Origin of the sequence: Nocardia flavorosea NBRC 108225 (assembly GCF_001613385.1) — a bacterium.
Lineage (GTDB): Bacteria > Actinomycetota > Actinomycetes > Mycobacteriales > Mycobacteriaceae > Nocardia > Nocardia flavorosea.
Window position 1 is genome coordinate 1 of the sequence record NZ_BDCG01000015.1, and the last position, 26,103, is coordinate 26,103.

Sequence of the window (26,103 nt, forward strand, 5' to 3'; positions counted from 1 at the left end):
GATGTGGATGACCTGGAACCGGCCCATGTGGTCCGGTTCGGCGAGCAGATGGACCGCGCCGATATTCAGGGACTGGTCCCGGGCCGCAAGGCTGACCGCACCGTCGGCTATGTCACCAAGTACCTGACGAAGTCCATCGCGGAAGTCTTGGAAACCGACTCCGAGCGGACCCGTCGGCACTATGACCGGTTGCACGAAGAGCTTCAGCACACCCCGTGCTCGAAAGGCTGCCCGGTCTGGCTGCGCTACGGCATCGTCCCGGTCGGCGCGAATGAGAAGACCATCCCCGGCCGGTGCAAAAGCAAAGCCCACCGGCGAGACACCCTCGGCGTGCGTGGTCAGCGGGTGCAGGTCTCGCGGCAGTGGTCGGGCAAGACCCTTCCGGACCACAAGGCCGACCGCGCGGAATTCGTTCGGCAACTCCTCGCTTCGGTCGGGATCGTCAAACGCGACGCCCCGAACCTGAAGTTGTCGGTGGTCAAACCCGGAGACCAATCGGCCCCACCTCGCGATCACCTGATCATGGCGGCCGTCGCTCAACGCAAAGTCTGGCGCGCGGAATACACCCGCGTCCTGCTGGAGGCCGGTCCACCAGCACTCCAAGAACATTCGGCAATTCTGGAAGCGGCATAGGGAGAACATGGTGAACGAGGAAGAGACCTACCTGCGGGCCAAGGACTGCGAGGCGCTGACCGGCATTCCGGAAGCTACCTGGCGGTGGTGGGCACATGTCGGTCGTGGCCCGGCAAGCTTCAAACTCGGACCACGTCGGCGGGTGTGGCGTAAGTCGGTGGTTCTGGCCTGGATCGCTGTGCAGGAGGAACTGACCGGAACCGGTGAGGCCGCCTGATGGCTGCCCGTCGTAATCGTCGCTCCGGGGTGGAAGACCGTTGGACCAGGGAGGAGCGCCAGGAGGACGGTACGGTCCGGCGAGTTCCCTCGACGCGCCATGGAACGGGTAAGCGGTGGATGGCTCGGTATGTCGACGGCGCGGGGAAGGAGCACGCGAGGAGTTTCGCCCGAAAGACGGACGCCCAAACCTGGCTGGACGGCCAGACTTCGGCAGTGGTCGTGGGACTGCATGCTCCGCCGTCCGCTGGGCGAGTGACCGTCGATGTGGTGCCACAAGCGTGGTTGGCGGGACATCCTTCATGGGAACGTGGCACACGGTCGCGGTATGAGTCGATTGTGAAGCGGCATATTCTCCCGAAGTGGGGCAGCGTGCGGCTCGCTGATCTGGTGGATATGCACGACGAGCTACAGGCATGGGTCACTGCCCAGGTAGCTGCGGGCGCGGCCGGTGGCACCGTCCGGAAGAACCTCGGTGTGCTGTCCCAGATCTGTGATCACGCGGTCAAGACTCGCAAGATAGCGGTCAACCCGTGTCGCACCCTGGACCGGCCGAAACAGCGACTTGCCAAACGGCGCTATCTGTCCGGCGTCGAGGTAGAGCGGCTGGCTGAGTGCGCTGGTTCCAACTGGCTGACGGTGATGGTGTTGGCCTACTGCGGCCTGCGATTCGCTGAGCTTGCGGGTATGCAAGCCTCGGCAATCAATCTCGGGCGCAAGCGGATCCAGGTCGAGCGGACGATTACCGAGGTGGATGGGCACCTGGTGATCAAAGCCCCGAAGGATCACCAGCGTCGAAGTGTCGCGTTCCCGGCATTCCTGGTCGAGCCGATGAAAGAGCGGGTGGCCGGCCGAAGTGATGACGCGGAGGTCTTCACCTCGTCACAGGGGGCGATCCTGCGGGTGCGGAACATGCGGCGGGATTGGTTCGATCCGGCCGCGAAAGCTGCGGGGTTGGCGGGAATCACTCCGCACGAGCTTCGGCACACCGCCGCCTCGCTTGCTGTGTCGCAGGGGGCCTCGGTGCTCGCACTACAGCGGATGTTGGGCCACGATAAGCCGAGTACCACGCTGGACTTCTACGCGGACCTGTTCGATGACGACCTGGACGACGTGGCCACAAGACTCGACTCGGCCCGGACTGGATTCGCTGCGGACTGGCTGCGGGCTGGGGGAGTGGCGGGACAGGAAGGCTTCGAGAAGAAACCCGCCTGACCTGCACAGATGTCTGTGCCCTCGGCAGGACACACAAAACATGGGCAACTGGAAAACGCCTGGTCATCGGGGGCGTGCACCCAGTCTGACGATTTCGTCGACACCGAGCCGGGGCTATCCCCTGAGGACGCCGACCAGGATTCGAGCGATTCCACCGAACGGACAGGCTCCTGGATTCGCACGAAGTTCCCATCTCTGCCCGGAGTCCGCGGATCGTATTCGGTCACAGTGCTCATCTCACCGATCTGAAAATGAGGGCCATGGCGGTCACCGCGCCACCGGTGACCGCCCACCGAGCTTCCGGTGCCGACGCCGAGCTGGTGCGTGATCGGATGCCCCGGCGCGGGACTCAGGTCCGGGTGCGCTAGCGCTGGTAGACCTCTACATAGGCGTTGGTGGCCACCGCGAGGATGCCGGGGCCTGCCCCGGTGCAGCCGGCGGTGACGCGGTCGCCGGACGGTGTGAAGGGGTAGCTGAGGGTGTGGTACGGGCCCACGGCGTAGAGCGGGAACGGACCGTTGGCGTAGAGGCCGAGGCATTCGACGCGCAGGACGTAGTTGCTGCCGCCGTCGGGCCGGCAGATCGCCGAGGCGCCGAAGAGGTCACGTTCGACGGTACAGTCCCGGGGTGCGGCCTGGGCGGTGCCGGAACCGATGATCGCGACGAAGGCCAGGCCCGAGATACCGGCGGTCGCGAGTCCCGCTGCCGAAACGATGTTCTTCTTCATTGAAGTTCTCCTGTGTCGAGGTGGTTGACGAGCTTCGCCGCATCAGCGGCGTCGGTTTCGATATCGAAGATCTCGGTGAGGAGCTTCGGAACATCGGAAGATCGCACCGTACGGGTCTCGCCGGTGCCGTCGGGGTAGTTGGTGTGCAGGGTGAGACCGTCGAGCATGTGGTGAACCTCTGGGTGGAGGCGCTGCGCGATGGGGCGAGTGGTGAACGGCGAATGCGAGGACGTCGAGACGTAGTAGTTGCCGACGGCCTGGTCGATCGGGTACTGCGGGTTCATCGTGAAAGTGCGACGAGTGAGCCAGCCGTTGCGGGAGAAGTGGCGCAGGGTCCACAAGCTGCCGCCCAGCACATCGGTGTCGCGTTCCAGCGTGAATCGCCATGCACCAGCGGTGAGTTCGCCGTCGACGGGGGTGAGTTCGATCGGTTCCAGCGGTCCGGAGCCGAAACCGACATCACACAACCAGCCTCGTTCGTCATCGGTCGTGGTGACGTGCAGCAGGGCGTGTGTGGCGGGGAGCAGGCGGGTGTCCGCGCCCAGGAAGATCCGTCCGGCCAGGCCGGTGACCCCGAAGCCGAGCCGTTCCAGCACCGCGGCGAACAACGCGCAGTTCTCGAAGCAGTAGCCGCCTCGGCGGTGTCGAACCATCTTGTCCTGCATGGACTCCACGTCCAGCCGGACCGGCCGGCCCAGGATGATCTCGAGGTTCTCGAAAGGGAAGGTCGTGGTGTGCCGATAGACCAAATCGCGCAATGTCGCCAGGGTCGGTGCACGCACGCCGGTGAAGCCGATGCGGGCCAGATACGCGTCCAGGTCCAGGTCCGCACCCCGCCAGGTGCTCATGCGCGGCCCAGTCGGCGGCCGAAGTGTTCGACCAGCCGGGAGTAGCTGTCGTCGCCGTGGCCGGCGACCAGGGCGTCGGCCACGAGTCGCCTGGTGTAGGTCGGTAACGCTATATCGATTCCGCGGGCCTCGCTTTCTGCGATCACATCGTCGATGGAGGGCAGGTGGTGTTTGAGGGCGCCGAACGGGGTGGCGAATTCGGCACGGTCGATCTCCCCGGCGAACAGCCCGAACAGCGACGGCAGCGCCGCCAGAGACGGCTCCGCCTGTTCGGTGTAGCGGCCGATCGGGATTCCGGCGTCGCGCAGCAGCGCCGCGGCGTGCAGGAACCCGTTCAGCAGACCCCACATGATGTCGTGGAATGCCATTCCGTACAGCAGTGGTACTGCGGGGTCGGTGGACACGTGGGTCGCGCGTCCGCCGAGTGCCCGCAGGACCGGTTCGTACCGGTCGAAGACCTGTCGGGGGCCGCCGAAGAAGATCACCGCGTCCGGCGAGCCGATCGCGGGGGCGACGGTCATGATCTGGCCGTGCAAGTAGTCCGCGCCCAGGCCGGTCACCAGATCCGCCGCGACCCCGGCCTGCTCGGACGGGCCGTCGGTCAGGTTGACCACGGTGCGCCCGCCCAGGGCGGTACCCGCCGCCCGCAGCAGCTTCTCGGCCGCTGCGCCGCCCTGGACGTTGACGATCACCAACTCGGCCGCACGCACCGCCGCTTCCGGCGACTCCGCGAGCCGGGCGCCCGCGGCCACCAGTGGCTCGGCCTTCTCGGGGGACCTGTTCCAGACGGTGAGCGGGTGCCCGGCCGCCAGCAGGGTGGCGGCCAGCGCGGAACCCATCTCACCCAAACCGAGCAGTGCGATTGTCATGATTCTCCGATCTCGTTGTTTGGTAGACGACCGTGCAACATCAACTTTTATTGAGGTCAAGAGGTGTGACGTAGGCGGCCTCGGCCGGCAGCGCGCGCCGATTGGGCAGCGACCAGGCCGTGAGGAGGCCGAGCAGGATGAGAGCGGAGGCGACGATGACCGTGCTGCGCAGACCGTCGGCGGTGGCCGTCGGCAGTGCGTCACCGTCGAGACCTGTCGCGCCCGCGTTCGCGATGCCGACGAGCACTGCGAGTCCGGCGCCGATCCCGACCTGCATGGCGGTGTTGGCCATCCCGCCCGCGGTGCCCTGCTCCTGTTCGGCGACACCGGTGCCTGCGGCGGCGTACATGGTCGGGTAGACCGTGCCCATCCCGGCCCCATATACCAGGATTCCGGCCACGATCGTGCGATAGGAACCGTCCGCGACCATCCCGGCGGCGAGCAGGGCGCCGCCCACCGCGCCGAGCAGCAGCCCGGCGATCAGGGTCGCGCGGATGCCGAGCCGCACGATCAGCCGCTCGGCGACGAAGTTCGCGACCGCGATGACCAGCGACAGGCTCAGGAACACCAGCCCGGTGACCAGCGCGCTGTAGCTCCACACGTTCTGCAGGAACAGCGTGAGGAAGTAGACGATGTTCTGCATGGTCGCGCCGAAGACGAAGATGACGGCCAGCACCGGCCCCAGCGCGCGGGCCAGCCGCAGCGGCATGAGCGGGCTGTCGCTGCGCGACTCGATGACCAGGAACGCGGCCAGCAGCGCCACCGCGAGCGCGCCACCGCCGAGGACGGGAACCGAGGTCCATCCGGATTCCGGTCCCTGCGCCACGGTGAACACCAGCAGCGTCACGCCGACGGTCCCCGTGAGCGCGCCGGGCACGTCGAACCGACCCTGATCGCGCGGACCGTCCGCGCGCAGCAGCGGGAACGCCGCCACCACGCCGAACACAACCAGCGGCACGTTGATCAAGAACACTGCCTGCCAGCCGAATGCGCTGGTCAGCACGCCGCCGAGCAGGGCACCGAGACTGAGCCCGCCCGCGCCGGCCATGGCCCACACCGCGAGCGCGTGGATCCGCTGCCTGCCCTCCTCGAACATGGTGTTGACCAGCGAGAGCGTCGCGGGGAACAGCAGGGCAGCGCCGATGCCCTGGATCGCGCGGGCAGCGATCAGCGCGATCGTGGTGGTGGCCAGGCCCCCAAGCAGCGACGCGACACCGAACACCACCATGCCGAGCACGAACATCCGCCGCCTGCCGAGCAGGTCCGCGGAACGTCCGCCCAGCAACAGCAGTCCACCGAAGAAGATGGCGTAGGCGCTGACCACCCACTGCATGGAATGCCCGGAGAATCCGACGTCGCGGGCGATATCGGGCAGGGCGACGTAGATGATCGTGAAGTCCAGCGAGGTGATCAGGCTGGAAAAGGCGAGCAGGGCCAGTGTTGTGGCGGGACGTCTCATGACGGTGTCCTTCTCTACAGCGGGTAGGGCCGGGCTTCGCGGGCGTTGTGCAGCGCGCGGGCCCACCAGGTGAGCTGGTTGAGCAGCGCGGTGGCGGCGGCGCCTGCACCGGCGCTGTCGAGCGGCTGACCGGCGTCGTCGAACTTGTTCCAGCACGAGTGGAAGCTGACGGTGTCGCGGATCGCGACGGCGTGCAGTTCGCCGAACACCTGGCGCAGCTGTTCGGCGGCGCGCAGACCGCCGGAGACCCCGCCGTAGCAGACGAACGCGACCGGCTTGGCCTTCCACTCGTCGACGTAGAAGTCGATGGCGGTCTTGAGCGCGGCGGGATAGCCGCGGTTGTATTCGGGCGAGACGATGACGAAGGCGTCGGCCCTCGCCAGACGTTTCGACAGGGCCGCGACCGTGTCGTCGGGCTGGTCGAGGTCGGCGGGGAGCGGGGTCTCGGCGAGATCGATCAGGTCGAGGTCGAGCCCGCTGTGCTCGACGGCCTGACCGTGGAACCAGCGGGCGACCTTCGGCCCGAATCGCTGGGTTCGGGTACTACCGATGATGATCGCCACGCGCAAGAGATCGGTTGCGGGCATCGGGCCTGCCTTCCGGTCGGGTCGTTGTCGTCACGACCTTCGCCGGTGTGGCCTACGCCGGCCCTACAGACGCCCTACACGGCCCGGAAAGCGGGTACGTATTGTCACGGTCATGCGGTTCGGTGTGCTCGGCCCCTTGACGGTGTGGACGGACCAGGGCGAGCAGGTCGAGATCCCGGCCGGGCAGGTTCGCACGGTGCTGGCCGTGCTCCTGGCGCATCGTGGGCGGTCGGTGTCGACCGATCGGCTCATCGAGATTCTGTGGCCGCGGCGGGTTCCGCGGGATGCGGCGGCCGCGCTTCAAGTCAAGGTCTCGCAACTGCGCAGTGCGCTGGCCGCCGCCGAGCCGGATGCGCGGGCCCTCGTGGTGTCGGGGCCGGCGGGATACAGCCTGGACGTGCCGGCCGGTGCGGTGGACGCGGGCCGTTTCGAGGACATGCTCGCCGACGTCGCCCCGAACCCCCGGCAACGTGTCGATACCCTGACCACCGCGCTCGAGCTGTGGCGTGGCCCGGCGTTCGGAGAGGTGACCGACGCGGAGTTCGCGGAGATAGAGATCGCCCGGCTGGACGAACTGCGATTATCCGCGGTCGAATCCCGGGCCGAGGCGCTGCTCGTACTCGGCGAATATGCCGCTCTGGCAAGCGAATTGGCACCGCTGGTCACTGAACATCCACTGCGTGAACGCTTGCGCGCGGCGCGGCTGTGGGCGCTGTATCGGGCCGGGCGGCAGGGTGAGGCGCTGGCCGAGTTCACCGATCTGCGGGCACGATTGCGCACCGAGCTCGGCGTGGATCCGGGTCCCGAGATCGTTGCCGTGCACCGGGCGATCCTGGCCCAGGACCCGCTGCTCGCACCCCGCTCGGCCACCTCGACGAACCTGCCCGGCCAGCTCACCGAGCTGATCGGGCGAGCCGAGGCAGTGCGCGACGTGCGGACGCTGGTCGGCGCACATCGCTTGGTGACTCTGGTCGGGCCCGGCGGTGTCGGCAAGACGCGCCTGGCCCTCGAGGTGGCGCACTCACTGCTCCCCGGCTGGCCCGACGGCGCGTGGTTCGTCGAGCTGGCCGGGATCGACGACACCGCCGCCGCGCGCGCGAGCGTCGGTCACACTGTGCACGCGGTGCTGGGCATCCGCGACGACGTCCGCTCCCCCGCCGGCCCGGTCGACCAGCTGATCAGCGCGTTACGCGGCAAGCGGGTGCTGCTGGTCCTCGACAACTGCGAGCATCTGGTCACCGTGATCGCCGAACTCACCGAGCGGCTGTTGCGCTCGGTTGCCGAACTGCGCGTGCTGGCCACGAGCCGCGAAGCACTCGGTGTGGCCGGCGAGGCCGTGTACCCGGTGGCCGCGCTCGAATTGCCTTACTCCCCAGCGGATATCGGCCCCGACTCGCTACCGAGATTCAGCGCGATCCGCCTGTTCACCGCACGCGCGGCGGACGCGGCGCCCGGATTCACCCTCGATGCGGAAAACGCTGCGGCCGTCGCCACCATCTGTCGCCGGCTCGACGGAATTCCGCTGGCACTGGAGCTGGCGGCCGCACGGGTGCGGGCGCTCGGCGTGCGGGAATTGGCCGCCCGGATGGACGATCGGTTCGACCTGCTGGTCGCCGGCCACCGCGGCGGGCCGAGTCGCCAGCAAACCCTGCGCGCGGTGATCGACTGGAGCTGGGAACAGCTCGCCGAGCCGGAACAGGTTGTACTGCGACGTCTTTCGGTCCACGCCGACGGTTTCGGACTGGCGGCGGCAGAGCGCCTCTGCGGGATCGGGGAGCTCCCCCGTGGACGGGTCCTCGGTCTGCTCGCCCGGCTGGTGGACCGTTCGCTCGTCACAACGACCGACACCGACGACGGCCCGAGATACCGGCTGCTGGAATCGGTCGCGCTGTACTGCTCGGAACGGCTGAGCGAGGCCGGCGAGGCCGACCTCGTCCACGAGCTTCGCAACGAGTACTACGCGTCGCTGGCCGAACAAGCACGCGATGCGTTACGCGGCGCCGAACAGTGGCGATGGCTCACGGTACTGGACGTCGAATACGCGAACCTGCGTGCTGCCGTGGAGGATTCCGCGCGTCGCGGGGGCGGTGTCGTCGCACTGCGCCTGGTGGAATCGATTGCCTGGTACTGGTTCCTGCGCGGCCGTATCGGCGAGGGCATCCGACTACTCGACGCGGCGCTGGACACCTCCCGCGAGGCCGCGCCCGTGCTGTGGGCCAGGACCAACGGTTGGCGGTCGGCGCTGATGCTGCTCGGCGGCGGCGACGCGAACCGTTCGGGATTGGTGCCCGCCGGGCTGGCCGGGTTCGAGAAGGTGGACGATCCGGCGGGTCGCGCGTTCGCCGAATGGCTACTCGCCGAGGTGCTGCTCGGCGGCGGAGACCAAGCGGCCAGCGATACGCTTGCGCAGCGTGCGCTCGCCGGATTCCGTACAGTCGGGGATCACTGGGGTGTCGCCGCGGGCCTGAGCAGCGCCGCGCACCATGCCATGCTGCGCGGGGATCTCCCCGCCATGGCCCGTGACGCCACCGAAAGCGCGCGGATGTTCACGAGCCTCGGTGATCGGTGGGGACAGTTGCGCGCCACCGAGCTACTCGCCCGCCACGCCGAGATCATCGGCGACTATTCCGAAGCCGCTCGCCTGCGCCGCGACGGCCTGTGCCAGGCCGAGGAGCTGGGGCTCTGGCCGCAGGTCGCCGACATGCTGTCCGGGCTGGGCCGGCTCGCCCTGCTCGCGGGCGATCTGGACCAGGCGCGCCGCCTCCACGAACGCGCGCTCGAGCTGTCGGTGCGCCAGGGCCACGAACTCGGCCGGGTCTTCGCCGAGGTCGGACTCGGCATCGGGGCCCGGCGCGAGGGCCGCCTCGACGATGCCGAACGCCACACCCGCGCATCTTTGGACTGGAATCGGGAAGTCGGCTATGCACCGGGCGTCGCACACAGCCTCGCCGAACTCGGCTTCATCGCAGAACTGCGCGGCGATCCCGAACAGGCACGCGCGCTGCACGAAGAGGGGATCGCGGTAGCCCGGCACACCGGCGACCCCCGCGCCATAGCTCTCGCGCTGGAAGGACTCGCCGGAGCCGCCGCCCTCGCGCGGGATGTCGAACAGGCGAGAACCTTGCTCGCGGACGCCACTGCGGCACGCGACACCGCGGGAGCGCCACTGCCGGAACGGGAACGCGCCGATGTGGACCGCATCGCGGCGGCCATTCACGCGGCCGAGTGATCCGGAGTTCAGCCGAGTTCGCGACTGAAAGCGCACGACGTTGGTTGGGGAAGCTCTCATCTGCGATAAGCGCGCGGTGAGCCGGATACGGTTCGTCACCGATCCTCCGTACTCGTCGGTGCGCTGATTGGTGTAGTCGGTGAGAAACTGGTCGAGCAGATAACCGTTCGCGCCATGGATTTCGACACCGTCGAAGCCGGCCGCTCGCGCGTTCTCGGCGGCGGTGACGAAACCGCCGACTACGTCGTCGATATCGCTTGCCGACATCTCTCGGGGCACACCCACGCGCCACCCGCTCCACCGTAATCGACCATCATCTGTCCGCGTGGCCGAACTGCCGATGGGCCTATGGGCTGGAAACCGCGGGAGTTGCCCTGCGAGATCGCGCCCGCATGCATCAGCTGGGCCGTTATCGCGGCTCCGCCGGAGTGGACGGCCTCGACCACAGCCTGCCAACCCTCGACATGCTGGTCGGTCACCAGGCCCGGCTGATTGAAGTAGCCCTGGCTGTGAGTGGTATCGGTGTAGATGCCCTCGGTGGTGATCAAACCGAAACCGCCCGAAGCGGATTCACGGTAGTGATCGACCATCTGCGCGGTCGGCCTGCCATCGGGTGTCGCGGATACGCGGGTCATCGGAGCGACCGCCAGGCGATTGCGTAGCGGTAGCGCCGCGAGGTGAAACGGCTCCGGGGCCGGGTGGGTCAGATCGCGTCCTGTGGTTGTCAACGGGTCAACTCCTCGTCTGGTGGGGCCGCGTGCACGGCGCCCTGCCGAGCACGCGACGACGAGCTTTCCCGGCCGTGTCGACAGGCACCAGTGCCCGGCGTACCACTGTTCCGAGAGCCTGGGTCCGGCAGACCTAGCTTTGCCGGTCGCGCTCGATGAGCGTGCGCAACGCCTGCTCGGTGCGACTACCGGGCTTGGCGGTGTAGGTCACCAGAGCGCGGACCCCCGGATCGGCTATCGGCGAGAAGAACTCATAGTCGAGCTCGATCCGGCCCAGCTCGGGATGCTCGATGTAATAGGTGCCGAACGCCACATCGTTGACATCATGGCTGGTCCAGAGCTCGTCGAACTGTGTGCTGGCCGCACGCATTCGTGTGATCAGCGCGGTGAGGGTGATATCACCGGGCCGGTGGCCGATCCGCAAGCGCAGATCGGTGGCCACCTGGCGAGCCAGGGCGGGGTACTCGTCGGCGAACAGCGCGCGGATGCGGGGATCCAGGAAGACCAGTTGCGTCCAGTTGCGCCGCTCGCCCGGTAACTCGGCGAAATCGATCCCGAAGACCAATTCCGCCGCCCGATTCCAGCCCAGCAGATTGGTGTGATGGCCGATGATGTAGGCGGGCACGAACTCGAGTGCGGCCAAGAGTACGCGCAGGGCCGGGCGCAAGGTCGGCGAATTCGGCTCGACGAGGTCGGCCGGCGACGGTGGGCGTGCCAGGTTGTGCAGGTGAATGCGCTCATCGGGGCTCAGTTGCAGGGCGGTTGCGACAGCGTCGAGGATCTCAGTGGAGACGTTCTCCAGCCGTCCCTGCTCCAAACGGGCGTAGTAGTCGGCGCTTATACCGGCGATTTGTGCGAGTTCTTCGCGACGCAGGCCAGGCACGCGCCGCCGGGTGCCGAAGTAGGGGAGATCGACGTCTTCCGGCCGTAGCCGCCCACGGCGCGAGGACAGAAAACTGCCGATTTGCTCAACATCGCCCACAAAGGACGATCATAAGGTGGGTCCGTCGGACCCAGGTTGACCAGTCCTTGGTGCATCAGGAGCTGGCTGTCCGAGCCGACGCTGGTCAAGCTCAGTGCTGACACTGCGTACCGACCAGCGGAAGGACTGCCCGATGGCCGCCCGAATCCACAAGATCGCCACCGACCCCGATTGGTATCACCCCTATCGCATCTCCCAGGCCGTCGTGGCCAACGGAATGATCTATGTATCGGGCCAGGCCGGTTTCACCGAGGACGGCACGACAGTGCCAGGAGGCTTCCGTGCACAAGGGCGCCAGGCCTTCCGCAATGTCGAGACCGTTCTGGCCGCGGCGGGCGCGACGCTGGCCGATGTGGTGAAGGTCGGCATTTTCGTGCGCGACATGGCCACCAATCTCCCTGATGTCCTCGAACTGCGCGCCGAGTTTCTTGCCGAGCCCTATCCGGCGGATACCCTCTTGGAGGTGTCTGCGCTGGCCCAGCCGGAATGGCAGATCGAAATCGAAGCGATCGCCCTCTGCCCGGTTGAATAATGTTCCATGCTGCGTGCGTTGATAGGAGGATGTGAGACCCCGAATTCTTCGCCGCGGCGACCGCGGCGAGCTCGGTCCTGGTGTCGGTCTCCGGCCATATCCTGTCGACGGCGACGTTCGATATCGCGTTCGCCGCCCTCGTGTTCTTCGTCGCGCGTGTGGTGCGTACCGGTGATCGGCGCTTGTGGGCGGTCGCCGGGATCGCGCTCGGGCTCGGTCTGCTCAACCGGGTGTTCATCGCCGTGTACGCCGCATGATTGTGCTCGGCATTGTTGTCGCGATGGGTCCGCGGAAGGTACTACGCGGCCCGTGGGTGCCGGTCGGGGTGGTGTTGGCGGCGGTGAGTTTCGGTGTCGCGTTCCTCGCACTGCTGGGACTACTTCTGGTCACCAGCGGTCAGCTGCACTATCTTGTCGACGCCTACCCGCCATTGCTGGCCGCGGCCGGTGTCGCTGCCTCGCAGTGGATGGCCGCCGGCGCTCGACAACTACGCACACTGGCAGTGGGCCTGCTGGTTGCCGTGTCGGCCGCGAACGCAGCGGTGTTCTCGCTGCCGATACGGCCGGTATCGGCGCTCGCGGACACCCTCTGGTCGGTGTGAACGGGGAAATCGGTGAAAAGATCGGTTGGCCGGAGATGGGTCGCACAGTCGCCGAGGTCGTTGACCGACTACCGATAGACGTGCGCGCCGAAACTGTTGTGGTGGCGGATAATTACGGTCAGGCCGGGGCGATCGCGCAGTTAAGTCCCGACTTCTCCGCCCAGGACATGCGATTTCTGCCTGTCTACAGTGGGCATCAGGCGTATGGCTGGTGAGGGCCTCCGCCCGAGCGCTACACAACGGCCGTCGTCATGGGTACCGATGCATCCAGCGATAGTCCCGGCGTGGACCGAGCAGGCATGCGGCCGGCTTACCGAGGTCGCCGTCGTGCACAACGATTACGGCATCGAGAATCAGGAGAACGGCACCCGGGTGTTCCTCCGCCAGGATTTGACGACGTCGTGGGCGCAGCTATGGCCCTCGATTGGTCGCATCGGGCCGGCCGATATTCCAGAATCCCGGCCCGGGTAATGGGATAGCCCGATGTTCGACCGTGATCTCGCCCGGTCGAACTCGCGGACGGTCGATTCTGTTGTCGGCCCGGTTTCGGCCCGGGGTGCGTCGAGTGCAATCGAGACGTGATGGGTGCCGGGGGCGAGTTGTATCCACATCCGTTTCCAGAGTTCCGCGGCGATACCCGAGCAGGGGCAGCACCGCGACGCCGGCCAGTATCGTCCGCACCACCGCGGTGACCCGGCGGTCCGCGGCAGTGGACTTCGCCGGCGGGGAGGTGCCGAACCACACACCCTCGTCTGAGTCCGCGTCCGGGTCCCGGAACCGGTGCGCTCCGGCGCCGAGAACGCTGGAGTAGTAGAGGGTGACGTGACGGTCTCGTCTTCTACGAGGTGGATCCGTGAGTGCGGATTCGCATCTCACCGTCGTCGGCGCACATTGTTGACGTCGGTCAACAGGCCGGTCGGCGAGCAGGCTCGCCGAGGCCGGCTTCGGATTCGGACTCAACCGGCACGATCCGGCACGTCTCGCCGCAGCCTCCATGGAGGCTGCGGTCGTGTCCGTTTCGTACAAGACCGGCGGCGGTTGTGCCCATATCGTCCGGAACGTGAATACGACCTCGGTTCTGGTAGGAGCGGGCGGTCCCGCCGCCCGCCTGGATTATGCCGTCCTTCTCTCACCCGGCAGTCCGGACCAGGGTGAATGCGTATATCCCCGATAGCGACCTGGCTGTGCCCTTCCGACGAGGGCTACCGTAGTGAACTCCACACCGACAACCACTCGGTCGTCCACCACCCACGGGTGGTGTGTCCGGCCGCATCGCCGGCCGAGGTGGCAGAGGCCGTGAACTTCGCGAGTGAGCGAGGCATGTCGGTCGCGGTTCAGTCCACCGGGCACGGAATGTCGCGGGCCGCTGACGGTGTCCTCGTCACCACCGGGCGACTGTCGCGCATCGCGATCGACCCGGTCCGGCGCCGGGCGCGGGTCGGCGCCGGAGTGCGCTGGCGTGAGGTGATCACCGCGGCGGCCGAGTACGGTCTGGCGCCGTTGAACGGATCGAGTCCACATGTCGGGGTGATGGGGTACGTCCTCGGCGGCGGCGTCGGGATGCTGGGCCGTCAGTACGGATACGCGGCGGACCACGTGCACTCCATCGAATTGGTCACCGCCGACTCCGTGGTTCGCACGATTTCACCGACCACGGACCTGGAGCTCTTCCACGTGGTCCGCGGTGGCAAGGACAATTTCGGGATCGCCACCGAGATCGAGATCGGTCTCTTCCCCGTGACCGATTTCTACGGTGGGAGCCTCTACTTTCCGGCGGGTCGAGCGCGGGAGCTGCTCAACCGGTATATCCGCTGGACCGGCGACCTTCCCAACACCCTCGCCACATCGATCTTCCTGCTCGGATCATCCCGATATCCGCCCGGAGCTACATCGCACAGCTGCGCATCGCCTATTTCGGCGCGCCCGAACGGGCCGAATCTCTGCTCGCGCCGATTCGAGCGGTCGGGCCGCCGGTGCTCGACACGGTGCGGCCGATGCGTTACACCGAGATCGGCATGGTCCATCACGAACCGGTCGGGCGGTACACGGTGCACGAATCCGGTTTCTACAGCGGACCTCTCGACGAAGCCGATGTCGACAGTATTCTGTCGATCGCGGGGCCGGGCGCCGCCGAACCACTGAGTTTCGAACTACGCCACCACGGCGGCGCGTACCGGAAACCGCCGGAAGTGCCGAATGTCGTGGGCGGACGCGACGCCGAATTCACGGTCTACCTCGGCTCGGCCATCGACCCCCGCCACGATGCCGACCGGGCCCTGCACGCTTCGGCCCGGGACCGAGTCCGCCGCCTCGACAGGGGCAGCATGCTGAATTTCCTCGGTGCTCACACCGACCCGGTCGTGGTGGCGGCCGCCTTCAGTGCCGCTGACCTGGGTCTGAACGCCTGGATATCGACGAATTGGGAGGATTGTGAGCGATCACAGACCCGGTCGAGATGGTCGGCTGTCCTGGTAGGGGCACATCCACATCCAGCGGTGCTGACAGCCCGCCTCGGGGCCACTGACACCTTCGCCATCTCTGACCTGCGGCAACGTTAACCGCGGACATGTGTGCTCGCAATTGTGACCTGATTGGAACCGTTCCAGGTGTCCAATTCGGTGCCCTCGGCGGGGCACGTCAAAGATGGGAACGTGCGCGACCTGCGGTTATCGGGTGGTCAGTTGGTGATCGAAGCCGAACACCAACTGTAGGCCGGACCCGTCGGTGATCATGAAGGCACATCGAACTGCTGATGGCAGATTACTGATTGTTCTTCGTGGGTTCCTACCTCGGCCGGTATATGCAAGTTCATGCCCGTCGAGGGATCGGCGTGCACGCCCTTCACTCGATGCGGACGAAATCGCCGGGTTTGTAGCGGCGGTCGAAGAACTCCGGTTGTGGTCCGTACCAGCGCAGTAGTCCGAACCAGCCGCGTCCGGGGACGGTTTTCAGCCAGTTCGTTGCTTCTCGGGGTCGTTGCGGGCCTACGTGGATGGTGTAGGTGCCGTCGTCGTTGCCGGTGATCGGATCCATGGAGTTCAGCGACGGGTAGGTTTGCCCGTCCGCGTCCACTCCGGAGGCTGTTTCGGCGTCGTAGATGGTCAGCGACCAGAGGATGCTCGCCGGTGGGCCTGCCGGGAGGTCGATCCGATAGGTGTTCTCCCCGCGGAGATACCGGCCGTCGCTGTCTTTGTAGGCGTTGCAGTACTTGGCGCCTTTACCCGGGGTAACGCTCATCATCCCGGTCGAGATCGAGAAATGGTTTATGAACATGTGCGCTTTCGCGTCGACATCGGTGTGGCCGGTATCGCGGTCGCGGAAGGTCTCGTCGAGCAGGGTGCGGTAGAAGTCGTCGGTTCTGGTGCGGGCGTGGGCTATCCAGTGGCGGTCAGCCCACCACAGCGCATCCTCGCCTCGGTCGAAGTCGGCCGCGATTCGTTTCGCCATGCGCCACGCCGTCTTCGCCGCGAGGTCGAGAAGCTCCCGTTGCCGTCCGGTGGGTGCGAATGTGCGACCCCGGCGAATACCGAGTGCGGCGAGCACACCGTGCATGTAGGGGTCGATCCGGTCGTCGCGCTCGCTCTGGATCATCCGGTCGAGCATCTCGAAGTAGGAGAAGTCGTGGGCGAATATCGCGTCGGCGCACACATCCGAGGCATGCGCATGCACCATCGGCTCGGCCGGGCCGTGCAACGGCCGCAGTGTGATCCCCTCGATACTGGCCACGCCGGGAGCGAGGTCGTCGACCGAACGGAAGAAACCACGTAACAGCAGGTAGATTCCGTTGGTCGGACTCGTGAAGACGTAGTAGCCGCTTTGATCGACACCCGGGTCGTCGCCCTCGCGAACGATCAGATATTTTCCGCCCTTGCCCTGATCGGGACCCGGTATGCCGATATCGGCGAGATACTGCACCTCCTCGATGCGCGGGCCGGGTAGGGGCCGATGCCATGCGTCGTCCACCAGGCCCTGCACGCGCTCCGGCGCCTCGATCACCAGCGGCCCCGTCTCCGACAGATCGACGAAGCACAGTCCGTAGATCACATCGGAGTTCGGGGTCGTGATTGCGGTATTGGGTTTGAGCCGTTTCTCGTAGACGGCCATCACGTTGTAGCCGTGCCCGAAATCGTGCCCGATGCTCTCCCGCATGGCGAAAAGGTTCACCGCGGGCAGAGCCCACAGATAAACCTGAACCGCTCGCTGGAAGAACAGCTCGGCGGCCAAGGCTTCCGCCGCATCGGAGGTGGGATATCCGCCTTCCATCGGCAGCTCCGCCAACGCCCGGTACCTGTCCATGAAGTCCACCAGCACACCTCCGACGATCGATCGCCAATACGGTTCGTATGCACTCCAGAAGACATCGTGCCCGCATTTCCGGCCGCCGCGGATCCGGCGCGCCCGAACGGAGCGGCCCATATGTGGAGCGCGGGCGGCGGCCCATACAACTCGGCGACAAGAGCGACGGGCAGCATTGGTGTGCTGGCACTAGCCGGTGCACACTGTTGCCCCTACCGTCCTCCCGCGGTGGCGCGGGATGCTCATGCCGGGGAATCGATATCGCGCCCGCCGCGGGCCTGGGACTGCTCGCGGTGATGCGCAAACTGGGCGACCGTCGTCAGGCCCGCAGCTGACCGGCCGGGAGCACCGAGCGGCCGAGCCATCGACAGGCGGTCAGGGCCAGCTCCAGGTTCAGCCGGTCCACGTCCAGCGATATCCCGCGGGCCTCGACGGCGTTCTGGCTGGTGCTCCGCACCTACGGACCCAGTGGCCCGATCCTGGACCGGAGCTGGCAGCCACCGACAGTCCAGAAACAGGGCTGACCGCGCCGCATCGGCTCGCGCAACCGGGCCGGCCCACGCGACCTGCCGGGTTACGATGTCCAGCGGACGTGCTCTGTTACAGTCCCGCGCATGAAATCCACCTCGAGCAGTCTTTTTCGGCGTGCGCTGGGAGTGGCGGTGCTTCTTGTTGCACCCATCGTGGCGGCACCGGCCGGACACGCGGAAGTGGTCTACCTGCCACCGCACGAGAAAGCGTTTCATACCGACGGCGGCCCCACTCTCGTCGTGGGTCACCGCGATGAGCAGATCGACAAGGTCCCGCCGCTCAACGCTTCGGGCACCGTGCGCGAGCTGTTCGTGTCCGGTGTCGCCTACAGCTCGGTCGATTCGGGCGGCGGTGAACTTGAGGTCGGCTATCACGTCGGGTGCGCGGTCGAACTGACCGGATCGTCCGGGCGGGGGTCGGTGACGAGCGGTCCGGGTGGTTTCTCGGTCGGAGTGGTACCAGGGCAGGTCGCGGACGTCGAGCTGATCAAGAAAAAGATCGAATCCGGCGTTCCCGGGCAGGTTGTCTACCACGACGTTCATCTGGTGATCAATGGATGTATCGGTCCGGCCGTGATCCGCCAGTACACACAGATCCAGGCGAAATCGAACGATATCGACGAATACGGTGTCGTATACGGGGACCCGCTGTGGATCTGATCATTCGGTGCGGGCGCTGGACGCTACGGGATTGCGACCCTCGGCGGCTTTTCGCGCTCGCCTGAGGACAGCGGGGCGGCCGGGGATTATCGGTGGGTAGACGAGAGTGAGCGTCGCCGCAAGGGTGAAATAGCTCCGCATAACACGGAACGCCAGGTAGGCGGAAATGTACTTCACCGAGCTCGGTCGCCACATCAGGCACACGCCGACGGTCATGATCATCGACATGCCCAGGAGCGTGGCGACGATCGGCTGCCAGCGCATCGAGGTGAATGTCGAGTGGAACGCGAAGCCCGCGATCGCGGCATAGATGAGCAACGGGGCGAGCATGGCGCGGCGAGCCGCGTTGACCAGGTTGAACGGCAGCACGAAAGTCCCGATCATGGTGCGCCGGTCCAGCAGCATGGCGCGGTTGCGGGCGCTGAGATGATAGATACTTCGGAACCAGCGGGTGCGTTGTTCACGAAGGTGAGCGAACGAGGCGGGTGTCTCGCTGTAGTACACGGCCGTCGGATCGGCGACATTGTGGTATCCGGCTGCCGCGAGGCGCATACAGATATCGGTGTCTTCGCCGTTCATCCCCTGGACCATCCCGCCGACGCGCAGGACCTGGCTGCGCCGGTAGATGGCGAACATTCCAGGAATGCCCATGACGCCCTGGTATCCGTCCAGCGATACCTGGAAGAACCCGTGGCGCATATAGACCTCGACCAATCGGCATTTGTCGATCCAGGTTTTCTCTTCGGCCGGCATCGGTATTCCGCCGACGCAGCCCACGTTCGGGTTCGCGAAATGCCGCATCGCGGTCCGCAGGCATCCAGGGCCGATGACGGTGTCGGCGTCGATGCGGACGACGAATTCCTCGGTGAGGTGCTCGATTCCCATGTTGAGGGCGATTGCCTTGCCTGGAGTCGGGCATTCGAGGACCTCACCGGAGATGTGGGAGCATTTCGCGATGGCCGTCTCGGCGACGGTATGCGTCGTGTCGGTCGAGGCATTGTTGACGACGCAGAGGTGGATCCTGCCGGGGTAGGTTGTCGCCGCCTCTTCCACCGAGGCGATGGTGGCGCCGATGCTGTGTGCCTCGTTGTGTGCGGGGACAAGGACCGCGACGGGAGGGGCGAACGCATGCCCGCGTGACCGGGCCAGGGCCCGGGCGCCGAAGAGCGCGGTGCTCGCCGCGAGTATCTGTTGCATGAGGAATACGCCGGCGCCTAGGCCGCCGAGAATTGCCCAGTTTTTGAGGATGTCCACGGCGGCACCGAAAATGTGGAGCGCGATCACGGCGCCGGCGGCCGAGAAAAGCAGGCAACCGGCCAGTGTCAGGAACGCGGTCGGCGGTATCGCCGGATCGAGCGGTCGCGGGCCTTGGGCAGGCAGCGTGGCTTGACGGAGGACCGTATGGGGGAAAATGGCCAGGGCGACCAGGCCGGAAACCATCTGCGCGCCGAAAACCGAAATCGAGAGAATGCCCGCATCGTGCAACAGCCACGCAACGGTGTCGACCACGACGCAGAAAAGCAAGAACTTTCCCAGCATGGACGATACGAGAAACAGCCGGCGCCAGATGTTCGTGTATGCGCGCAGGGCATAGGTCACGAAGAACACGACCAGGAACATCCGCAACGGGAACTGGACATCACCACGGCCCCCGGCGAGGATCACAATGTCGTTCGGTGCGTCGAGCACCTCGGAGTGGGCCAGGAAGGTACGCACACACATCGCCAGAATCGTGATTCCGGTGAAGGTCACCAGGAACCCGTTGACGCCGCCGGCGGGCCGGTCCACCGCGTATCCGGCCGGTGCGCTGTCCACCGACCGGAAGTGGTCGGCGATCGCACCGGTTGCGGGCGGTTCGGCGACCTCGGTCATCGGGGTGACATTTCGCGTACCGGTGTCGCCGGCAGCACGGATCCGTCCGCGCCGACCGCGAAGCTACCCTGCTCCGTCACCACCACAGCAGCCTCCCGGCCGAAATCCGGGAGCTGGGCTTCAACGATGTGGCCGGTGTGCTGAACCATGAGCCCCGGCATCTGTCCCCCGGATGTCACCACTTCGACAAGCAATCCGTTGTCGAACGCCGGGATGTTCAAGATCGAACCACCCGGGCCCGCTACCATGCGGCCGTCCTGGATGGATGCCGGCGCCACGACGTCCGGACTCCGGCCGACCAGGATGAACGGGGCATCCCCGGACGGCTGCTGTCCCCAGCGGAATTCTGGGGTGTACTGCGCAGGAACGAATTCGGTGAGCACCGGTACCACCGCGTCGAGTTGCTGGACCGGATTCCCGCCGTCGTCGGGCAAGTAGATCGCAAACCCCGGCGCGAACGCACGAGGTAACGCGGTGAATCCGGCACCGGGATCGTCACCGAGTTCGAGGGCCGCGCCCGGCTTCAGCTGTATCGGATAGCTGGTCACGCGAACATCGCACCCACCGAGGTTCCGGTCGCGTGCCACCGAGAGGGTCAAGGTGTTGCCCAGTAATGCGTCCTGCGGGGGCAGCTCGACGCGGACCGTGCCCGCGGTCGGGTTCAACGGCCGACTGCCGACGAGCCTGCCGTTGAGTTCGACGTTCAGTAGCCAGGTGAGGTCCGGTGGCGAGGCGGGCAGCTGCATCTCGACCCGGACTGCCCGGGGAATGCGGCCGCCGGGCAGGTCGGAGAGGGAGTACCGGAGGTGCCAGCGGCGAGCCTCGGTGATCTGTGCGGCCGACATATCCGCGCCGAGAGACTCCAGCGAGACCTCGTCTCCGGCCGGCCGAGGGGTCGTCGTGACGGCTGCCGGATCGCTGATCGCCGAATCGGCGGTGCTCACCACCGTTTCTGTCAGGTACTGGGAAACGAGTGTACCGTCCGGGGTCGTGACGCCGAGCGCGGTGTTATCCCCGACCGTTCCCGCCGCGATACCCGGCCCGGATATTCCCAGGGGTGTCCAGCGATAACGGTCTGCCAATGTGGCCGCCGGACCGACAAGAATCGCGTCGCCCACGTCGGTATCGGGCGGTGTTTCGGCGAACGACACCTCGTGTCCCGACCGGATCAATGCCATACCCAGCTGCGCCGCAGTCGTTCGCCAGGGGATTCCCGGATCGGCCGGCACGATTGTCACTCGGCGGTCCCAGGACGCCACGACATCACGCACCGTATGCAACGGTTCGGTGAGTGCGGCCTCCACCACGGAGTCCGAGCCGAGGTGGATCTGCATCCCCGCCGAATGATCCGGTGTACAGGTCTCGCCGTGCCGGGTCCCCTCCGCATGGATCCGGATCCGGACCCGGCCGTCACCGGCAATCTGATCGGGGATAGCGATATACGCATCGATCCCGTGCTCACCGGTGGACAATCTCTGCTCGTATACCTGCTGACCATCCATCGACACACTGAGGAAAACCGTGCTGTCGGCCGCGACCTGCGACGAACCGGTCAGATGCAGCCGAGTCTCCTCGCGTGCGGAATCGGCGGGCAGGCGGACCAGGAAACTCGTCGACGGCGAGTCGTCGGTCAACCAGGCACCGTCGGCATGCCCGGACCCGGCGAGCGTCTTCGTGAAATGCCGATCGGCCGGAACATCGAGACTTTTATCGTCCGCGTCGCGGGTGAACCACTCCGGCCGCAAGAACACGAAGGACACCAGGACAGCCAGCGCGATGCCCAGAACCCACCAGGCCGAACGCGGGACGACACGGTTGCGTTCACCGGGAAAGTACTCGGTCGCGCCCGCCCGGCCCGGGGGCTCGGTTGCCGGCCGGTCCGGCGGCTGGTCCTGGCTCAATCGGTGCGCCCTTCGACCGCGGACCTGCGGTTACGGTTCCAGTAGGAACGGGCGAGGATTCGGTCCCGGTCCACCCGGTCACAGTAGGCCTGCGCGAGTTTCGCCTCCGCCGACAACAGACCGGAATCGAGCATGATCGGCTCCAGCCCGAGGTCGAGCAGGCTGTCGTTACGGGCCGCGAGGTCATTCTCGTCCGCCTCCTGGCGCGGGTTGGTTACCCGGCTCACTTCGCCGCCCACGGTCGCGGCGACCAGATCGGCGAGTTCGGCGATCCGGTGGGTCTCGGTCATCTGATTCATCACCCGCACCCGCCCGCGCACCCGATCGCCCGATTCCACGGCCAGGCGAATGCAGCGCACGGTATCGCCGATATTGATGAACGCCCGGGTCTGCCCACCCGTACCGTGCACGGTCAAGGGGTAGCCGATCGCGGCCTCGACGAGAAAACGATTCAACACCGTGCCGTAGTCGCCGTCGTAATCGAAACGATTGACCAGGCGGGGATCTCGCTCCGTTTCCGCGGTTTGTGTGCCCCATACGATTCCCTGATGGAGATCGGTGACGCGCACGGCGTCATTGCGGGCAAAGAATTGGAACATCAACTGATCGAGAGATTTCGAGAGGTGATATACGCTGCCCGGCTGTGTCGGGTAAAGGATTTCGTGATCGTGCATCTCACCGTACCGGTCCGGGTAGCTCACGGTGAGATATCCCTCCGGGAGGTCCACCGGGACGGTCTCATAACCGTATACGCCCATACTGCCCAAATGCACGATGTGGATATCGAGCCCGGATTCGACCACCGCGGCCAGCAGATTGTGGGTGGCGTTGGCGTTGTTGTCGATCGTATACCGCTTATGCGCCGGCGACTTCATGGAATACGGGGCCGAGCGCTGCTCGGCGAAATGCACCACGGCATCCGGGCGCACGGTCCGCAGCAGCTCTACCAGCGCATCGTAGTCGTGAGCGACATCGAAGTCGGCGGTATCGATCCGGGAACCGGTGGCCTCGTGCCAGGCCCGGACTCGCTCGGAAAGCGAACAGATCGGGGTCAACGATTGCACACCGAGTTCCTCGTCGGCGCGCCGCCGCACAAAATTGTCGACGATCGTCACATCGTGTCCGCTCGCCGAGAGATGCAGCGCACTCGGCCATCCACAGAACCCGTCGCCACCCAACGCCACGATTTGCATCAGATCCCTTCCCTTCGAGGGGGCGGTCGCATGCGGTCTCGAAGAATCGACGCGCAGCGCGAGCCTTTCGTCCAAGAGGCGATCTGGACACACCTCGCCGACCACCCGGTGAGGTGTCGGGTCCGGAGATGGAAGTTCGTGTGAGGGTGTAGATCGCCGATTCTGTAGCCGCCGCCTCAACAGCGGCGAGCGATGCAGTTGTGTATCCGAACCAGGAAAGACCAAACACCTCTGTTGAGGAAGGTCCGACTGTTTCGACAGACTACGCAGCGGGGGCGTCCCCCGACTCCTTTCTTCGACCCTTTGTAGTGCGATCTACACGAAATCGTTTCCTCCGCGCTCCGGGACGTGTCTCTTGTGACATATGTCAGGAGCCGAGTGAGTGACTCCCATTTATGGGAATTGTGGGCGTGGATGAATACGCTTGAGGGGACTCGTGAACCGGCTGAATGATCACGATGATCGGGGCCGAGCTGTCTGCCAGTGGCCGGATGGTTGTGGGGCGTGGAGGCCGCAGCGCAGGTCCTGGACACGCCGATCGGGTCCAGTTAATCGCACAGTATCCGTATGGGACGGTTGTAGAGGTCGATCTCGAGCAGGTCACCCTTCAGGCCGACGACCGATTCGTCCGATCGGTGCTTCGGTACCGACGAACTCCGTTGTCGGTGACTCCGCGCCCGGGGGCCTTCCGCGACGGTGGCCGAGAATGCTCAGCGGGCATTGCCGGCGTGCCCGAAGGGACCAGTTCGGAGCGTGTCGCGGCAGGGGCTATCCAGCTGAGTGGCTCTGGTTCCCTTCAGCTCGTTGACCTGCAAGATTAGCTGTCAGGAACCCCCCAAGGCGCGGACCTGCGACGCATGACCTGTGGTTTTCTGAGCCGTCGCCGCATGCGTGGAAAAGGGGACCGCTTCTACCTGCGTAAACACGCTTCAGGTCTGTGCCCTCGGCAGGACACACAAAACATGGACAACCAGAAAACGCCTGGTCATCGTGGGTGATTATCGAATCCAGGCATCGTGATCTGCCTGTACCCGGTCGTCCGTAGCTCCTATCTTCATCGATACCTGTGCGGAGACATCGAAGACGGGAAGAGTAGACGACCTGGGAATTTACTCTGGTCGGCGGGTTGTCGGAACAGGGTCCGCGCCGACTTGACCGAAGGTGCGGGTTCGGGGTCGGTTCACGGGGAATGGATCAGATGGACTCGGCCTGGTCGTTGAGTTCGGCGATTGTCGCTCGGTTCACCATCGGTTCCGGTTCGGCGAGTTCGAGATGTTGCGGTACCTGTCCGAGCGGCTTCAAACCACGGGCAGCGATCACCGATCGCTCACCTTCGGCGGCCACATCACCGAAACCGGCGTCGACTACTACAGCCTGGCCGGCAACCGCGCCAGACGCAGCTGAAGCGAGGGCGAACGCGCAGGCTACTCGTTTGAACCGGCGTGTTCTCGATCTCTGCAGCTTCCCGGGAAGATGCGGTGATCTGCCGAGGCGATACCCGCAACGACGCGACCCGAAACCGCGCATGCTCGACCTTTCGATCAGGCTTCGGCTCGAGACTGTGCTCGGCGAAACCACGTAGGGTCGGGTAATGAGCATCGAGTGTTCGGCCGTGGTCGCGGCGCCTCGCTCCGAGGTGTTCGCGTGGTTCGCGCGTCCGGGGGCATTCGCGCGGCTCGCACCACCATGGCAGCCGGTGTCGTTGCTCGCCGAGGCCGATTCGCTCGCCGATGGGCGCGCGGTGCTCGGTTTGCCTGCGCGCTTGCGCTGGGTAGCCCGGCACGAAGCCGGTGAATACGACCCGCCGCACCGGTTTGTCGACGGGATCACCGCCGACGGTCCGGCCTCGGTGCCCGTGTCTGCTGTTTTGTCGTGGCGGCATACTCACGAATTCGAGGAGGTGGACCCCGCGCACACTCGGATCGTGGACCGAGTGCAGACGTGGGTGCCTGCCGCGATGCTGCGTCCGATGTTCGCCTACCGGTACCGGCAGCTCGAAGCCGACCTGGCAGCACATGCGCGCGCGGCCGATCACGGGCTAGGCGCGATCACGGTCGCGCTGACAGGTGCCTCCGGCTTGATCGGGTCGGCGTTGGCGGCCTTTCTCAGCTCGGGCGGGCATACCGTGATCCGCCTGGTGCGCGGCGAGCCACGTGATTGCGGGGAGCGGCGCTGGGATCCGGCCGATCCCGCCACTGATCTGCTCGACGGCGTGGACGCGGTTGTTCATTTGGCAGGGGCGCCGATCGCCGGCCGGTTCACCGAGGAGCACAAGAAAGCGATCGCCGGCAGCCGGATCTCGCCGACACGGAAATTGGCCGAACTCAGTGCGAAGGCCGGCGTGGCGGTGTTTGTCAGCGCCTCGGCCATCGGCTACTACGGATACGACCGCGACGAGGAAACCCTCACAGAACAGTCATCGCGCGGCACCGGATTTCTGGCCGATGTCGTCGCCGACTGGGAGGGCGCGGCGGCTGCCGCTTCCGGCACCACTCGCGTGGTGTCGGTACGTACCGGGATCGTGCAATCGCCGCGAGGCGGGACCCTACGGTTGCTGCGCCCACTGTTCAGCGCTGGACTCGGTGGCCGCATCGGTTCCGGGCGTCAGTGGATGTCCTGGATAGGGATCGACGATCTCGTCGATGTTTATCACCGCACGTTGTGGGACGTTCAGTTGCAGGGTCCGATCAACGCGGTGGCACCGCGACCGGTGCGCAATATCGAGTACACGCATACATTGGGCCGCGTCCTGCGGCGGCCAACGGTCCTCGCCGTGCCAGAGTTGGGCCCTTCCGTGCTGCTCGGCCGTTCGGGTGCTCGCGAACTCGCTACCGCCAGTCAGCGAGTCGTGCCGGATCGACTCGGCCGTGCCGGCCACGAATTCCGCGACCCCGATCTGGAATCGGCGCTGCGCCACGTTCTCGGCCGCACCTCCGAGTCGTCACGGTTGCACGTCGAGGGCTGATCGTGGTTGCACATAGCGACCCACACGGACGGGCAAAGTCCCCCGATCGTCCGATGACCG

The 26,103-nt window shown here is 66.0% G+C and carries 24 protein-coding genes and 2 pseudogenes; 12 read left to right on the forward strand and 14 right to left on the reverse strand.

Annotated elements, in window-relative coordinates; all coding sequences use genetic code 11:
- The 3 genes from NFL01S_RS36115 to NFL01S_RS18380 all read left to right on the forward strand — a co-directional run.
- Positions 1-633 (forward strand): replication initiator (locus tag NFL01S_RS36115; RefSeq protein WP_371851834.1); only part of this gene is annotated, 633 nt, incomplete at its 5' end.
- A gap of 10 nt (positions 634-643) precedes the next feature.
- Positions 644-850, forward strand: a complete 207-nt coding sequence (locus tag NFL01S_RS18375; RefSeq protein ID WP_245670776.1) for a helix-turn-helix transcriptional regulator — start codon at positions 644-646, stop codon at positions 848-850.
- Between the two features lie 338 nt (positions 851-1,188).
- Complete coding sequence (locus tag NFL01S_RS18380) at positions 1,189-2,064, forward strand: tyrosine-type recombinase/integrase (RefSeq protein ID WP_062976968.1); 876 nt, start codon at positions 1,189-1,191, stop codon at positions 2,062-2,064.
- Between the two features lie 364 nt (positions 2,065-2,428).
- On the opposite strand, the gene NFL01S_RS18385 is transcribed toward NFL01S_RS18380, so the two are convergent.
- From NFL01S_RS18385 to NFL01S_RS18405, 5 genes are read right to left on the reverse strand one after another with little or no spacing between them, the layout of a single operon-like run.
- Entirely contained in the window at positions 2,429-2,791 is a 363-nt protein-coding gene (locus tag NFL01S_RS18385) for a hypothetical protein (RefSeq protein ID WP_062976970.1), read from the reverse strand.
- Positions 2,788-3,639 carry an arylamine N-acetyltransferase family protein gene (locus NFL01S_RS18390; protein ID WP_062976973.1) on the reverse strand — a complete coding sequence of 284 codons (852 nt, stop codon included), beginning with the start codon at positions 3,637-3,639 and terminating at the stop codon, positions 2,788-2,790. The genes NFL01S_RS18385 and NFL01S_RS18390 overlap by 4 nt, the downstream gene beginning before the upstream one ends.
- Positions 3,636-4,568 carry an NAD(P)-dependent oxidoreductase gene (locus NFL01S_RS18395; RefSeq protein ID WP_280507550.1) on the reverse strand — a complete coding sequence of 311 codons (933 nt, stop codon included), beginning with the start codon at positions 4,566-4,568 and terminating at the stop codon, positions 3,636-3,638. The genes NFL01S_RS18390 and NFL01S_RS18395 overlap by 4 nt, the downstream gene beginning before the upstream one ends.
- Positions 4,549-5,967, reverse strand: coding sequence for an MFS transporter (locus tag NFL01S_RS18400; protein ID WP_062976979.1), 1,419 nt, complete (start codon positions 5,965-5,967; stop codon positions 4,549-4,551). Before NFL01S_RS18400 ends, NFL01S_RS18395 begins: the two co-directional genes overlap by 20 nt.
- 14 nt (positions 5,968-5,981) lie before the next feature.
- Positions 5,982-6,554: an NADPH-dependent FMN reductase gene (locus NFL01S_RS18405; protein ID WP_062976981.1), complete on the reverse strand. Its 573-nt coding sequence runs from the start codon at positions 6,552-6,554 to the stop codon at positions 5,982-5,984.
- 112 nt (positions 6,555-6,666) lie between these two features.
- Here NFL01S_RS18405 and NFL01S_RS18410 point away from each other — a divergent pair, with 112 nt between their 5' ends.
- Entirely contained in the window at positions 6,667-9,783 is a 3,117-nt protein-coding gene (locus tag NFL01S_RS18410; RefSeq protein WP_062976984.1) for an ATP-binding protein, read from the forward strand.
- 138 nt (positions 9,784-9,921) lie between these two features.
- Here NFL01S_RS18410 and NFL01S_RS37345 read toward each other — a convergent pair.
- The 3 genes and pseudogenes from NFL01S_RS37345 to NFL01S_RS18420 form a co-directional block, all read right to left on the reverse strand.
- Positions 9,922-10,050 (reverse strand): annotated as a pseudogene (locus NFL01S_RS37345) (oxidoreductase); the annotation flags it as partial.
- Complete coding sequence (locus NFL01S_RS37005) at positions 10,023-10,511, reverse strand: oxidoreductase (RefSeq protein ID WP_210744696.1); 489 nt, start codon at positions 10,509-10,511, stop codon at positions 10,023-10,025. The pseudogene NFL01S_RS37345 and the gene NFL01S_RS37005, both read right to left, overlap by 28 nt.
- A 133-nt stretch (positions 10,512-10,644) precedes the next feature.
- Positions 10,645-11,493: a helix-turn-helix domain-containing protein gene (locus tag NFL01S_RS18420; protein WP_062976990.1), complete on the reverse strand. Its 849-nt coding sequence runs from the start codon at positions 11,491-11,493 to the stop codon at positions 10,645-10,647.
- A 133-nt stretch (positions 11,494-11,626) separates the two neighbouring features.
- Here NFL01S_RS18420 and NFL01S_RS18425 point away from each other — a divergent pair, with 133 nt between their 5' ends.
- The 6 genes and pseudogenes from NFL01S_RS18425 (at position 11,627) to NFL01S_RS18450 (ending at position 15,184) form a co-directional block, all read left to right on the forward strand.
- Positions 11,627-12,025: a RidA family protein gene (locus NFL01S_RS18425; protein WP_062977515.1), complete on the forward strand. Its 399-nt coding sequence runs from the start codon at positions 11,627-11,629 to the stop codon at positions 12,023-12,025.
- 80 nt (positions 12,026-12,105) lie between these two features.
- Positions 12,106-12,282 (forward strand): hypothetical protein, encoded by a 177-nt coding sequence (locus NFL01S_RS35575; protein WP_157116681.1) that lies wholly within the window; start codon positions 12,106-12,108, stop codon positions 12,280-12,282.
- A 23-nt stretch (positions 12,283-12,305) separates the two neighbouring features.
- A complete protein-coding gene (locus NFL01S_RS18430) occupies positions 12,306-12,626 on the forward strand; it encodes a hypothetical protein (protein WP_157116683.1) in 321 nt (106 codons plus the stop codon).
- The gene (locus NFL01S_RS18435; RefSeq protein ID WP_062976995.1) at positions 12,623-12,841 is read left to right on the forward strand and encodes a hypothetical protein; all 219 of its coding nucleotides are present in this window, start codon (positions 12,623-12,625) and stop codon (positions 12,839-12,841) included. The genes NFL01S_RS18430 and NFL01S_RS18435 overlap by 4 nt, the downstream gene beginning before the upstream one ends.
- Before the next feature lie 940 nt (positions 12,842-13,781).
- Positions 13,782-14,258, forward strand: a pseudogene (locus tag NFL01S_RS37655) (FAD-binding oxidoreductase); the annotation flags it as partial.
- Positions 14,259-14,620: 362 nt separating this feature from the next.
- Complete coding sequence (locus tag NFL01S_RS18450) at positions 14,621-15,184, forward strand: hypothetical protein (RefSeq protein WP_245670777.1); 564 nt, start codon at positions 14,621-14,623, stop codon at positions 15,182-15,184.
- A 283-nt stretch (positions 15,185-15,467) separates the two neighbouring features.
- Here NFL01S_RS18450 and NFL01S_RS18455 read toward each other — a convergent pair whose 3' ends face one another.
- Both NFL01S_RS18455 and NFL01S_RS35580 read right to left on the reverse strand, forming a co-directional pair.
- Positions 15,468-17,042: a DUF1214 domain-containing protein gene (locus tag NFL01S_RS18455; protein WP_062977004.1), complete on the reverse strand. Its 1,575-nt coding sequence runs from the start codon at positions 17,040-17,042 to the stop codon at positions 15,468-15,470.
- A 199-nt stretch (positions 17,043-17,241) separates the two neighbouring features.
- Positions 17,242-17,379: a hypothetical protein gene (locus tag NFL01S_RS35580; RefSeq protein WP_157116685.1), complete on the reverse strand. Its 138-nt coding sequence runs from the start codon at positions 17,377-17,379 to the stop codon at positions 17,242-17,244.
- A gap of 157 nt (positions 17,380-17,536) precedes the next feature.
- Here NFL01S_RS35580 and NFL01S_RS18460 point away from each other — a divergent pair, with 157 nt between their 5' ends.
- The gene (locus NFL01S_RS18460; protein WP_062977006.1) at positions 17,537-18,112 is read left to right on the forward strand and encodes an MspA family porin; all 576 of its coding nucleotides are present in this window, start codon (positions 17,537-17,539) and stop codon (positions 18,110-18,112) included.
- Here the strand turns inward: NFL01S_RS18460 and NFL01S_RS18465 are convergent, their stop codons facing one another.
- The 4 genes from NFL01S_RS18465 to NFL01S_RS37350 all read right to left on the reverse strand — a co-directional run bounded on the left by NFL01S_RS18465 (position 18,113) and on the right by NFL01S_RS37350 (position 24,398).
- A complete protein-coding gene (locus tag NFL01S_RS18465) occupies positions 18,113-19,984 on the reverse strand; it encodes a glycosyltransferase family 2 protein (RefSeq protein WP_062977008.1) in 1,872 nt (623 codons plus the stop codon).
- Positions 19,981-21,885, reverse strand: a complete 1,905-nt coding sequence (locus NFL01S_RS18470) for a hypothetical protein (RefSeq protein ID WP_062977010.1) — start codon at positions 21,883-21,885, stop codon at positions 19,981-19,983. The genes NFL01S_RS18465 and NFL01S_RS18470 overlap by 4 nt, the downstream gene beginning before the upstream one ends.
- Positions 21,882-23,078 (reverse strand): NAD-dependent epimerase/dehydratase family protein, encoded by a 1,197-nt coding sequence (locus tag NFL01S_RS18475; RefSeq protein ID WP_062977012.1) that lies wholly within the window; start codon positions 23,076-23,078, stop codon positions 21,882-21,884. The genes NFL01S_RS18470 and NFL01S_RS18475 overlap by 4 nt, the downstream gene beginning before the upstream one ends.
- A 1,194-nt stretch (positions 23,079-24,272) precedes the next feature.
- Complete coding sequence (locus tag NFL01S_RS37350) at positions 24,273-24,398, reverse strand: hypothetical protein (RefSeq protein ID WP_255218508.1); 126 nt, start codon at positions 24,396-24,398, stop codon at positions 24,273-24,275.
- Between the two features lie 271 nt (positions 24,399-24,669).
- Between NFL01S_RS37350 and NFL01S_RS18480 the strand changes: the two genes are divergently transcribed.
- A complete protein-coding gene (locus NFL01S_RS18480) occupies positions 24,670-26,043 on the forward strand; it encodes a TIGR01777 family oxidoreductase (protein WP_033244214.1) in 1,374 nt (457 codons plus the stop codon).
- Positions 26,044-26,103 lie beyond the last annotated feature (60 nt).

What these genes read in the sequence shown, in the direction of transcription:
- NFL01S_RS18385 (WP_062976970.1), bottom strand. Translation starts at nt 2,791, where the DNA reads ATGAAGAAGAACATCGTTTCGGCAGCGGGACTCGCGACCGCCGGTATC.
- NFL01S_RS18390 (WP_062976973.1), bottom strand. Translation starts at nt 3,639, where the DNA reads ATGAGCACCTGGCGGGGTGCGGACCTGGACCTGGACGCGTATCTGGCC.
- NFL01S_RS18400 (WP_062976979.1), bottom strand. Translation starts at nt 5,967, where the DNA reads ATGAGACGTCCCGCCACAACACTGGCCCTGCTCGCCTTTTCCAGCCTG.
- NFL01S_RS18405 (WP_062976981.1), bottom strand. Translation starts at nt 6,554, where the DNA reads ATGCCCGCAACCGATCTCTTGCGCGTGGCGATCATCATCGGTAGTACC.
- NFL01S_RS18410 (WP_062976984.1), top strand. Translation starts at nt 6,667, where the DNA reads ATGCGGTTCGGTGTGCTCGGCCCCTTGACGGTGTGGACGGACCAGGGC.
- NFL01S_RS18425 (WP_062977515.1), top strand. Translation starts at nt 11,627, where the DNA reads ATGGCCGCCCGAATCCACAAGATCGCCACCGACCCCGATTGGTATCAC.
- NFL01S_RS18430 (WP_157116683.1), top strand. Translation starts at nt 12,306, where the DNA reads ATGGGTCCGCGGAAGGTACTACGCGGCCCGTGGGTGCCGGTCGGGGTG.
- NFL01S_RS18450 (WP_245670777.1), top strand. Translation starts at nt 14,621, where the DNA reads ATGCGTTACACCGAGATCGGCATGGTCCATCACGAACCGGTCGGGCGG.
- NFL01S_RS18455 (WP_062977004.1), bottom strand. Translation starts at nt 17,042, where the DNA reads ATGGGCCGCTCCGTTCGGGCGCGCCGGATCCGCGGCGGCCGGAAATGC.
- NFL01S_RS18460 (WP_062977006.1), top strand. Translation starts at nt 17,537, where the DNA reads ATGAAATCCACCTCGAGCAGTCTTTTTCGGCGTGCGCTGGGAGTGGCG.
- NFL01S_RS18465 (WP_062977008.1), bottom strand. Translation starts at nt 19,984, where the DNA reads ATGACCGAGGTCGCCGAACCGCCCGCAACCGGTGCGATCGCCGACCAC.
- NFL01S_RS18475 (WP_062977012.1), bottom strand. Translation starts at nt 23,078, where the DNA reads ATGCAAATCGTGGCGTTGGGTGGCGACGGGTTCTGTGGATGGCCGAGT.
- NFL01S_RS18480 (WP_033244214.1), top strand. Translation starts at nt 24,670, where the DNA reads ATGAGCATCGAGTGTTCGGCCGTGGTCGCGGCGCCTCGCTCCGAGGTG.